Origin of the sequence: Bremerella sp. P1 (genome assembly GCF_028748185.1) — a bacterium.
Taxonomy (GTDB): domain Bacteria; phylum Planctomycetota; class Planctomycetia; order Pirellulales; family Pirellulaceae; genus Bremerella.
In genome coordinates this window covers 3,943,841-3,955,023 of sequence record NZ_CP118164.1, presented here as the reverse complement: position 1 = coordinate 3,955,023, position 11,183 = coordinate 3,943,841, and the positions used below count along the sequence as shown (strand labels likewise).

The 11,183-nt window shown below is 53.7% G+C and carries 11 protein-coding genes; 2 read left to right on the top strand and 9 right to left on the bottom strand.

Annotated elements, in window-relative coordinates; genetic code table 11:
• The first annotated feature begins 102 nt into the window (after positions 1-102).
• Positions 103-1,101, top strand: coding sequence for a sialidase family protein (locus PSR63_RS16615; protein ID WP_274326799.1), 999 nt, complete (start codon positions 103-105; stop codon positions 1,099-1,101).
• A gap of 13 nt (positions 1,102-1,114) precedes the next feature.
• On the opposite strand, the gene PSR63_RS16610 is transcribed toward PSR63_RS16615, so the two are convergent.
• The 8 genes from PSR63_RS16610 to PSR63_RS16575 form a co-directional block, all read right to left on the bottom strand.
• Entirely contained in the window at positions 1,115-2,329 is a 1,215-nt protein-coding gene (locus PSR63_RS16610) for a PcfJ domain-containing protein (protein WP_274326798.1), read from the bottom strand.
• Between the two features lie 280 nt (positions 2,330-2,609).
• Positions 2,610-4,019 (bottom strand): hypothetical protein, encoded by a 1,410-nt coding sequence (locus PSR63_RS16605; protein ID WP_274326797.1) that lies wholly within the window; start codon positions 4,017-4,019, stop codon positions 2,610-2,612.
• Between the two features lie 151 nt (positions 4,020-4,170).
• Positions 4,171-4,584, bottom strand: coding sequence for a DoxX family protein (locus PSR63_RS16600; RefSeq protein ID WP_274326796.1), 414 nt, complete (start codon positions 4,582-4,584; stop codon positions 4,171-4,173).
• Between the two features lie 53 nt (positions 4,585-4,637).
• The gene (locus tag PSR63_RS16595) at positions 4,638-5,066 is read right to left on the bottom strand and encodes a VOC family protein (RefSeq protein ID WP_274326795.1); all 429 of its coding nucleotides are present in this window, start codon (positions 5,064-5,066) and stop codon (positions 4,638-4,640) included.
• Positions 5,067-5,093: 27 nt separating this feature from the next.
• Positions 5,094-5,576: a DUF1579 domain-containing protein gene (locus tag PSR63_RS16590; protein ID WP_274326794.1), complete on the bottom strand. Its 483-nt coding sequence runs from the start codon at positions 5,574-5,576 to the stop codon at positions 5,094-5,096.
• A 52-nt stretch (positions 5,577-5,628) separates the two neighbouring features.
• The gene (locus PSR63_RS16585) at positions 5,629-6,033 is read right to left on the bottom strand and encodes a YciI family protein (protein WP_274326793.1); all 405 of its coding nucleotides are present in this window, start codon (positions 6,031-6,033) and stop codon (positions 5,629-5,631) included.
• A 100-nt stretch (positions 6,034-6,133) separates the two neighbouring features.
• Positions 6,134-7,384 carry an RNA polymerase sigma factor gene (locus PSR63_RS16580; RefSeq protein ID WP_274326792.1) on the bottom strand — a complete coding sequence of 417 codons (1,251 nt, stop codon included), beginning with the start codon at positions 7,382-7,384 and terminating at the stop codon, positions 6,134-6,136.
• Between the two features lie 56 nt (positions 7,385-7,440).
• A complete protein-coding gene (locus tag PSR63_RS16575; protein ID WP_274326791.1) occupies positions 7,441-7,806 on the bottom strand; it encodes an STAS/SEC14 domain-containing protein in 366 nt (121 codons plus the stop codon).
• A 435-nt stretch (positions 7,807-8,241) separates the two neighbouring features.
• Here PSR63_RS16575 and PSR63_RS16570 point away from each other — a divergent pair, with 435 nt between their 5' ends.
• A complete protein-coding gene (locus tag PSR63_RS16570; protein WP_274326790.1) occupies positions 8,242-8,970 on the top strand; it encodes a hypothetical protein in 729 nt (242 codons plus the stop codon).
• Here PSR63_RS16570 and PSR63_RS16565 read toward each other — a convergent pair.
• Positions 8,960-11,173 (bottom strand): alpha/beta hydrolase family protein, encoded by a 2,214-nt coding sequence (locus PSR63_RS16565; protein ID WP_274326789.1) that lies wholly within the window; start codon positions 11,171-11,173, stop codon positions 8,960-8,962. The genes PSR63_RS16570 and PSR63_RS16565 overlap by 11 nt on opposite strands.
• Positions 11,174-11,183: the final 10 nt, after the last annotated feature.

Sequence of the window (11,183 nt, the reverse complement as noted above, 5' to 3'; positions counted from 1 at the left end):
CAGATCGGCGTTTTTTATTTCCCTCCAAGTCACGAATGGTTTAGCCTAGGGATTTCCCTTCCCGCCTGAATCCCCCTGCCCTCTTCGTGATTGGAATCGGTCATGCTTCGCCTTCTCTTGCCTATGTCATGTCTCTTGTTCATGGCTACAGCTACGTCACTCGTCGCAGAAGAACGCCCCAAGGCTGAGATCATCAGCGTAGAGATGATTTCCGACGACGCGCCGCATTCGGCATTCACCGACCTCATCCGTTTCCAAGAGAATTGGTTCTGTGTTTTTCGCGAAGGCAAAGCGCACGTCTCGCCCGATGGTGCTCTGCAGGTTCTAAAGTCACACGATGGGAACGTGTGGCAATCGGTAGCCCGGCTGACATCTCCAAAGGCCGATCTCCGGGACGCCAAGATTACCCGCACACCGGACGGAAAACTGATGCTCTGTGGAGCAGGCGCCCTGCATCAACCGGCCGAAGCTCGCCATCAATCGATGATCTGGTATTCAGACGATGGCACCAACTGGAGCGATCCCATCGCCATTGGTCCGCCTGACTATTGGATTTGGCGAATCACCTGGCACGAAGGCAAAGCGTACGGAGTCGGCTATCACACGGTTCAGCCGCGCGAAACACAGCTATTCGTTAGCGAAGACGGACGCAGTTTCGAAAAACTAGGCAAGCCATTCTCGATCGATGGGTTTTCAAACGAAGCTAGTCTTGTCTTTCATGCCGACGGCACAGCGTTATGTGTTGTTCGCCGCGATGGCGATCCTAGGGACGCCCAACTTGGTACTTCTGTTCCCCCTTATACCGATTGGCAGTGGAAATCACTGGGACAATACATCGGCGGACCGGCTCTGAAGCAACTACCCGATGGGGGACACATCGTCGCGGGACGTCGCCTGAATGGGCCTGCCAAAACGGTACTCTGGCAGCTTGATCCCAACACAGCGGAACTCAGTGAGTTGGCCGTGTTGCCTTCAGGCGGCGATACAAGTTACCCAGGATTTGTCCTGCACGATGACATGCTTTGGATGAGCTACTACTCTTCCCATGAAGGGAAGACACGCATCTACCTGGCCAAAATTAAACTGCCTGCACCTGAATGAGGTGCAGGCAGTTCTACTCGTCCAAGCTGTATTCCAAGCCTTCTCGCACGGCCCAACGCTGCAAGATCTCTTTGGCCGCGGGGCTTGGATCCTCGTTGCTCTTCGCGTTGGCCTGAACGATCACCTTCCTTTCTGGATCGACCTCGATCGTCACCATGCGTTTAGGGCAACCCTTGGCATGGATCCTCAGCGACCAGATCGAAGACTTCCGCTGGGCACACTCATCGACATATTCGGCGACGCAGTGGTCCATCGCGGCTCCTTCCAACATCAACGCGCGATCGTTCAAAAGCTCGAAAATGAGCCACTTCACATCACCGTCCTGATGCACCATGGGCTGTACTTCGATGGCATCCCAATGATAGTTACGCTTGGCCAGGGACGGTCGTTTGAGCAACATTTCTTTCCGCCAGTTGCTCATGTGCCGCTGAAGTGAACGAAGCGTTCGGCCTTTCATTGAGAACTCTGGCTGCAGCGGAAGTGGACCACCTCCACGTCCCCAGACCTTCTCCGCAGGCTGAAACTTCTGTTGATCAACGAAGTCCACAAGCGACGAAGCGTGGGGAACGTAGTTCGGCTTCTCACGAATGAGAAAGCGGATCACCGTCTCCCAGAAACGTTCGTCACGAGTCGGTTCTTTCAGGAGCGTGTTGCGCACCAGTTCGTTGGCCAATGGCTTGCCGCCACCAAACCCACGAATCTGAGCCCACCGCATCGCTTCGACCGGCGCCAGATGAGCTGGTGCCTTGACGAAGAACTTGGCAGCCGTTGGCGTTAACGCGATACCAGGCTTCCCCCTGAATTGCCGCACGCCAAAACCAGCGGCCATGTGCACGTACAAGTCGTGGATCCAACGCTTGGCATGTGGACGCAACCAGGCATATGCCAGAAAGTCTGGCACGGGGTAGCGTTCGAACAAGTGCTTCATCAACGATCGCAGGGCAACTCGATTGCTGGTCGGCTCGGCCGGGAACTTCTCGGGACGCCACGACTCAGGCTGCCGAATCCACTTCGTGCGGTACTTGCCGATATAGCTGAGAGCCCGGATGTAAACGCGAAGATGCTCCGGCTTTCGGATGGCGGGATCAAATCCGACGCTCAAAATCTCGGACTTGGCACGCACCTCAGGAATCAAGTTCCAATACGCACGGCGGTGCCGCACGCACGGCTGATGGCAGACGAGCATTTCGTCTACATATTGCTTCATTTGCTGCTTACGAGAATTCATAGCAACCCATGCTTTCTTAAACATTACAGACATACGGGAAGCGCGACACACGCTTCGCGAGTGATTTCAGATCAAACCGAAACAGGTCTGACCAAACACGTCACCGTCCGTAATCCAAGAGCATGGGTACTATCCTTCCAGTCACGGGCCGTCGGCGCGCGGACTGATCGCAAAGTGAAAAAGAATTAGTCCGACAAACACATGTGGTCGGCCTATTGGCTAGAGAGATACCGGCGGAAAGAAAAGGTTCGCGATCATCTTACGAGAAATGCCTCGCCAATTATTCGGAGGCCTTGTCATCCTTTTCCTGGCAGGAGCAATCTCCGGAATAGCAGTAGGGAATCGGTTCATCGCGATAGAGTTGATGAAGCGACCAGCCAGACCGAATTTGAACCTGATAGGGAGGATAGAGGGTTCCAAAAGATCCGGCGCCTTTAGTTTTATAAAGCCACTCATTCAGATCTGTCATTTTCGTGCATGAAATATTGACTGACAACTTAGGAGCCTGTCCAAGGTTTCGCAGTGCTTGTTCCGTCGTTTCGGTGCCGGATATATCTAACTCTTGTAGTTTTGTTCCCTGAAGAGCCAAGAAGCCGTCATCGGTAATGGCAGTCGAACGAACATCAAGCTCATCCAAGTCTTTCAAACTGCTGAGCAGGTAAAGCGATTGATTGGATATCGCCGTTCTTCGCAGGACCAGCTTGTCGAGCGTGGAGATTTCCGTCAGAAACTGGACGCCTGTATCGCTTACCTTTGTGTTATGCAGATCGAGTTCTTGGAGATGCTCCAAGGAAGAAAGACCAACCAAGGTCGCATCGGTAATTTCGGTCTCTCCAAGCTTGAGGTGCTTCAAGTCCTTCAACTTTGTGATGCCCTGGAGATGGGAGTTGGTTACCGCAACTCCATTGAGTTCCAAGGCAACCAATTGTTCCATTTCTCCGAATCCGGGAAATCCATCGAAGTCGACATCACATCCATTAAGATTCAGGTGTTTGAGCTTGGGCGAGCGACAGATGGCGTGCAGTGTCTCGGCCGAAATAGTCGATTTATTAATCGTCAGGCTGCGAGTATTGGCAAAGGGAACCATCTCCGAAAAGTCGATTTCGCAATTCGTTAAGTTCAACACTTCGAGACTATCAGACTCGCAAAGTCGTCTGATCGCCGACGCGGAAATGGGCATTTCACTCAAATTCAATGATCTTAGTTCACCTGCTCGTGAAACGTGATCAGCCGCGTCGTTCCCCGCGGGTCCAATCTCATTCAGTTCGACACTATGCAGCCCAGGCACCTTATCTATGCCTTTCATTGCGCCTGCAGGAAGTTCACTAAAAGTGACAGATAAACTCTCAAGATGATTCAACTTGGCAAGAGTACCGGGCTCTATCTCGACCTCTTGGCAATGCCACAGACGAAGAAATCTCAGTTGCGAAAGCCCGCAGACGGCATCCCATGCCTCTTGATCCACCGCCATTAAAAAAAATCGAACGTGGTAGACCGTCGAGAAGTATTCTCCGTAGACTATTTTGTCCCATTGGATCGTTGGATGCGATAGTTTCCTCCCATAGTCCCAAATGCTAACCTCGGCCTCAGTTTCCGTCATCAGATACTCGGCAGATTTCCACTCACGATCAAATTGCCGCTTCTTGTATGAGACGAACGCAAAACACGCGGCAATTGGGATCGTCGCCAACAAGACCAATCTCAGCGAGAATTGCCAGGAGAATCGTGAGTAGTGGAGATTCGGCACAAGGACACCAGATCAGGAGGTTTGAATTCCCCTCTACGGTATCCAATTCGATCTTCACTTGCGAATCGTATTCACGAAATTTAGTTTCGGTTTTCTATAATCGCATCGGCATCAACACCCAAAGCCGACGATCTCGCAGAAACACACCCAACCAAATCAGCACGCCAATAATCACCTGGACAACGAACACGTCACCGACCCGCCAGTGGGTGCAGATGGCGCCTCCGATGTAGCCGGTCAGGAGAATGGCCCCGAGCACCGCTGTTTGCGGCACCAGGTAGATGATCGCGATGACCAGTTCGAGGATGGCCAGTGGATATTGAATATCCATCGGCAAACCCAGGTGCGCGAAGCCTTCTTCCAGTCCTGTCCCACCAACGAACTTTCCGACAGCACTGGCGAGAAAAGCCAAGCCAACAAGCCCTGAGATAACTCGTCCCGTCCACTTCGCAGCCGTTGGCGTGGACTTAAGCTGATGGAGTGCAGGCGTGGCTTCGGTCTCATTCATCGTCTGTTCCTTGGAAGTAATGGTACAACTCTCATCGATGCATTCGTGTGACGCTACTCGCTTGACGAGCCAGCTTGGACTTGGGCGAACCCGGCTGGATCCATCCAGAAGACTTCCCAGATATGACCGTCCAAATCTTCGAAGCCGTGTTGAATCATGAAGCCATGATCCTTGGGCTCGGCGTAGATCTTGCCGCCAGCGGCAACCGCCTTGGCAACAAACTCGGTTACCTGTTCGCGCGACTCAAGCTGCAATGCATTGAGCACCTCAGTGCTCTTCTTGCTATCGCAGATGTCCTTGGGCGTGAACTCCTGAAAGCGGCTTTCCACCAAGAGCATGACCATGATGTTCTCCGCCACGATCATGCAGGTGGCCGTATCGTCGGTGAACTGCGGATTGAACTTGAAGCCCAAGGCCGTGAAGAACTCGACCGTTTTCGTCAGATCTTTCACTGGGAGATTCACGAATAGTTGCTGAATCATGACTGTCTCCTTCTTAAGAATGGTCGATTATGTTTTACGGGTGTACCTGGTGGTCATGAACTCTTGCCACACTTCGCTTTCATCCAGCATCATCGCATGCAGGATACGGTGGTCCTCGTCCACGATCTCGATGATGTCCTGATACTGAGAGACCCCGTTTCCGGTAAAACTTGGACCGGTGGTATTCAGCGTGAGCGTCGTGCCTGCATCGTCGAGCGTGCCACTGGTATAAACCCAGAGATATGCCATGCACGACGAAACGAACGATCCAACAAACAACTTTGCCTGTGGGTCGTAGCCAAGAGTCATTTGTGACCGCGCGGTACCATCGCCTGGCATGCCCCCTTCCATATCGCAAAGTACCCAGATGTCGGCGAGTTGTCGGACACTTTCTTTGCCGACCGATGCTGGCATCGGCTTCTCGGCGCCCATGTCTACTTCTGTTTCGATCGTCCATTCACCCAACAGGTTTTCTAGCCAACGGTGCTCGACTTGGGGCTCGACGTGCATGATTGTTTTCCTTGCGATGGAGAGGGAGATCGATGTAAGGCGATCCGCGTGACTAAGACGCGTCGGCTTCTTTGGCCAGACGCTCCGAGATTTCCAGAATCTGCAGATTCATCGCTTCGTCCGCAGGACGGATTTCAAACGGGCCCATGCGAACACCTGGATGCTTCGACATCAGTTGAATGGCGTGGTTCAGGTCGCGTGCTTCCAGCAGCAGAATGCCGCCGATCTGCTCCTTGGTTTCGATAAAGGGACCGTCCGTTACCTGCACTTGGCCATCTTGATGGCTCAGAGTCACGCCATTTTGTGGTGCGTCGAGAGCTCCTCCGCCAGCGAAATGACCTCCCTTACGGAGCTCGTTATCGTAGGCCAGGCAGTCTTCCATCGCCTTTTCGGCTTCTTCCTTAGGAAGACTGGCCCACTTCGACGCATCGATATATCCCAAACAGACAAACTTCATCAGGGTTCTCCTAAAACGGGGTAGGGCTCGCTGCTTTACCCTATGGTCGATTCCGCTTTCCCGAAATCGACAAGCCCTGAAAAAATGTTCGGAACGGAGCCTAACTCAGTTGTTTCAGCCGTCCTTCGAGAAAACGGCGTTCCGGTTCCTGTTTCGCAAGTTCCAAGGCACGTCGATACGCATTCACGGCATCTATGTTGTTTCCCATCCGTCGACACAGGTCTGCTCGCGCGGCATGGGCTAAGTGGTAGTCGGATAAGGTCCCCTCGGCGAGGATATTGTCAATCAAGGTCAAGCCAGCCTCGGGACCGTCACGCATCGCGATGGCAACCGCTCGATTAAGTTCAATCACCGGTGATGGCTCGATTCTCGACAAAACATCATACAGAGCGATGATTTGCGCCCAATCGGTTTCGTCCGGTGTTGACGCTTCGGCATGAACGGCAGCGATCGCTGCCTGGATGGTGTATACACCAAAGCGACGAGTTCGCAGGGCTTGCTGTACGAGTTCGGATCCCTCCGCGATGGACGGCTGAACCCACAACGACCGGTCTTGATCTTCCAACAGGATAATGTCGCCGGAAGCCGATGTACGGGCCGGGCGACGTGACTCCTGGATCAACATGAGGGCCAACAGCCCGATCACTTCTGCGTCAGGAAGGAGTTGGGCCAAGAGCCGCCCCAGGCGAATCGCTTCCTCCGAGAGATCACGGCGCGTAACGGTCTCTCCGGAAGAAGCCGAATAGCCTTCGTTGAATACGAGATAGATCACCGACAGCACCGAATCGAGTCGCTGCGGCATTTGAGGGATGGTAGGTATCTCGAATGGGATACCGGCGTCCCGAATCTTTTGCTTTCCCCGCACAATCCGCTGGGCAATCGTCGGGGGCGTGGTTAGAAAAGCGCTGGCAATCTCCTCGGTGCGAAGCCCACACACTTCTCGCAACGTCAAAGCGACCTGAGCATTGGGTGAGATCGCCGGATGGCAGCAGGTAAAGATCAACCGCAGTCGATCGTCCTCGATGTTTTCATCGTCAATGGCGGCGAACTGGTCACTTTCATGATCCAGCCGCTTGGCGATTTCTCCCAACGACTCGTCGAACCGGACGCGTCGACGAATCGTGTCGATAGCCTTGAAACGCCCCGTCGATACCAACCACGCACGTGGATTCCGGGGGATCCCTTCTTCCTGCCACTTCACGAAGGCGGACGTAAACGCCTCGTGCATGGCCTCTTCCGCAAGATCGAAATCGTTTAGCAGACGTACCAGCGTCGCAAAGACTCGGCGTGATTCGGTGCGGTAAAGTTCATCAATAAATTGACGAACGTCTTGCCGTTCCTCGTCCACCATCGCGGAGAGATCCTGAACTGGGGTAGGGTCAAGGCAGTGGGGAGCAACGGGAAGGTTTATTCTTCCTCAACCAGCCACTTCTTGGCATCTTCCAACTTAGTCTGATCGAAGTATTTTACGCTGGCTGAAGTAAACGGCTTGCAGAAAACGGCCATGCCCGATTCCCACTTCGTTTCACCCACGATTGCCAAACGCTTGATATCGTTCCAGTGCTTCGCGTCAAACTTGACGTCGTCCCACAAGGCTCCCATGGTCCAGCCGTGAAAGTCGTGTAGTTCTACCAACAGACGAAGCTTACCGAATTCAGCAATCTGCTTCTCGATTTCAGGCACGAAGTACTCGTAATCAGCCGCGGTCAGTTTGCCGGTCAGGCGAACAATGGTCAGATCCTTCAGATGCACAACTTCTACGTTTTCACTCATTGCTTGTTGCTCCCTTGAACGCAAACTTATCGGTGGGTGTTGGTTTCGCCCCGATGGGGGTCAGCCTTTATTCTAAAGCTCCCGGCGCGCTAAACAAATCCTGGACTGAGTTTTCTGATTAGCAACCGCCATATCATCCAGGATGCTTTGCGCATTGTGCCTGATGGTCAGACTTTTCCAATCAGGTCACATCATGCCCGTCCAACTGTTGCTGACGATTGCCTGTTCCGCAGCGATAGCTGTCGACCTTGAAATCGTCCCAGATGCGGGATCTCTTCCTCCCAGCTTCCCAGCCGAAATAGGCGTTCGAGCAAGGGGCGTCGAACGGTATAAAATTCCCAATTTCAATCAAAAACCCCGAATCTTGATAGACTCAAGCTTCGTCTCGCTTTCAGACCAACAAGCGTCGTCACCACATTTTGGGGGATAGATGTCATGGCTCGCTGGAAGACGTATCGATTTCACGTGGGGTCGCCACTGGCAGGTTTCTCGATTCGGATGGCTTGGCCGGTGTTTAGCTGGAGTTGGTTTCAACTCCGAATAAGTACCCTGCTCCTGCTCGTCCTTCTGGCGAGTGTCGCGATTGCCTGGCAACGGGATCGAAACGACTTGTCAGACCGAATTGTCGATCTGGAGGTTGAACTTGCCCAAGTTCGCGGCGTGAAGGTCTCTTGGGGCATCGAGCAGCTATTCGGAGAACCCGATACGCCCAACTTCGGTGACTACAGCACTGCGTGGGCTTCGGCGTCAGCCGATGGACAGGATGAGTGGATCATTGCCGAGTTTGAAGAGGAAGTGAGCCCTGCTGAGTTGCGCATCCACGAGACGTACAACCCAGGTGCTGTCCACAAGGTGTCGGTGTTCACACCTCTGGGAAACGAAGTCACCGTTTGGCGAGGAACCGACCCAACTCCGCAAGGCTCCGGCGGGGGCGTCTCGAAGATCCCACTCGGAACGATCTGGCAAACCAACAAGGTGAAGGTCTACCTCGCTTCTAAGCGTGTCAGCGGATGGAATGAGATCGATGCCATTGGACTGGTCGATCAAAGCGGTGAAGTCCAATGGACACGGCACGCCAAGGCGTCCTCGTCGTACGGAACGCGATATAGCCGCACGATGAGCATACCAGGCCCGCTGTTTTGTGGCGTAATGACTACTGAGTAGCCACAGCACTTAGCTGATTCATGATCCAATCGACTGGCGATACGTCCGAGTCCGTGTCGGTAAGCATCGCTTGCTTCCCTTCTCGTTCGTAGGCCAAGCGTACAGGTTTTTCGCTCGCCTTGTCTTCGCCCATCACTCGCAGAAGCATAGGTGATGCCATTGCCAGGAAGCCGGGCACATCTCCGTACTTCGCGCCACCTGGTATTAGATCTGGCGAACGGATCGAATCGACGTGACCAAACCGAAAACCATCGGTCTTCAGGACACCGAAATCGAACGCATCGGACTGGGTGGCAAGTGCGACACTACCCAGTGCAGCCATATTTGGATCGAGGGCGACCAGGCCGATCGATTTCGGCTGACGGTCGTGGCCGCGCATGAACGCTGCCATGGCCAGAATATCGTGAACACGCTCGACCGCGATCGAGCGGTTATACCCAAGCGTGTAAGCCGCAGCTTCTCGTTTATTCTCGACCCGCGGTGTTTCCTGAAAAGGCTGACCATCGGGCAGAAACTCCCCCTGGTAGATCATATCGATCGAGGCAACCGAGATCCCCGAGGATACCAGCTTGGCGACTTCCGACTTGAGCCGCCCTCCCTCGTCGAATACGCCTGACTTTCCATCTTTGGATAGCCAAAGCACGGTATGACCATTCCAATTCTCATTGGGATAAAGAAAGAGAGCCGGCAATTGGGACTTGTTCTTCTCGTTATGCAACAAGCCGGCAATCATCAGGAAATCTTCCTGCTGCTGCTTATTCTTTACGTCAAAATCTAGCTGATCCGCGGCAGGCTGGTGCCATCCCACGATGACTTCCAATGCCGCATTCACCATCTGACGGTACTTGCCGAAAGCTGCCGCGTCGCCCGAAAGCAGCGGCTGGATCTGTTCTTCCGACTGTTTCGTTAACGTCCCAAGTAGATCTCGTTCAAACTCTGGTTCGTAGGATGGCCGATTCTCATCGGTCCAAACGGAGAGTTCTTCGATGCCAAGCCGCTGAAATGGTCTCTCCTCAGTCGACGCATTTAGATCGAACTGCTTGTTGAACAACTCATACATCGCTTTGCGAGCGATGGCGTTGTAGTTGTGCTTAAACTCGGTTCGCGCGGTGAGTTGAACCTGGTCTTCGGCGTCCAGCAAACCATATAGTTTCTTCAGGTCTGGAAACCCTTTAGTTTCAAATTCGACCGTCCAGTCATCGGCCGACGTGAGTCCCTGAGGCTTGGGAGCGAAGAGCGCCGCGAATTCAACATTGCCTGTTCCGACTCGAAGGAGCGAACAGTTCTCGCACGTGCAACCTCCCTGCATCGCAGTCGAAACCATGACCGCCGGAAAAGAGACAGCAACGCGAGGATCAATGGCCGCAACCAACATCGTTTGCGTCGCTCCGCCACTGGCACCGGTAATGGCCAGGCGGGACTTGTCGACACTCGATAGACTTTCGAGTACATCGAGCGAACGGATGCAGTTCCAGATCTGCAGGCCCATGACCGATTGCAAATGCGATTCGGCCTGAGGACTGAAGAACCCCCAACGCTCATTCGTGTTCATTTCGGGACGCTGCTTGCCAAACTTGTGAACCAAGTCGAACGACAGTTGCTGACTATCGGCATAGCCGAGCATATCAACTTGAAACACGACACATCCCATCCGTGCCAAATGGACGGAGCGAGCCTGAATCGGATTTTCGGCCGCTACCGGGTCAGTTTCTGCGCCGCTTTCAAGCTGTTCTTTCAGGGCCTTGGCATCGGCAACATAGTACCGCCCGTTTGCCCAATGTCCATGCGGACAAAGGACTCCGGGAAAAGGGCCTTCCTTCCCTAGTGGTTCATAAAGATTCCCGGTAACAAACAGACCCGGTACGCTCTCGAATCGCACATTCGATACCGCGTAGTCCTCGAACTCGCGACGACCGACCACTTCGTAGTTCAATGGGGTCTTTGGTGGCATGGGCCAAAGTCCCAACGCGACTTTCAGTTGAGTGCGAACTTCTTCTGCCCGAACGTTCCATTGGGCGGCACTCGCTGGGGGCGAGAACGGGAAGTACCCTTCCAGGTCCTTGGGTGGAGCCAGACGGGCATCGTCAGGAATCTGTCCTGGCGGAAGGACGCGAACGGCATCCTGGGCGTTGGCAATGGAAAACAACACAAAAGCAAGCACGAAAGATGTGCCTGCCATGGAGAAGACTCGAGTACGTCGCATCACAGTGATC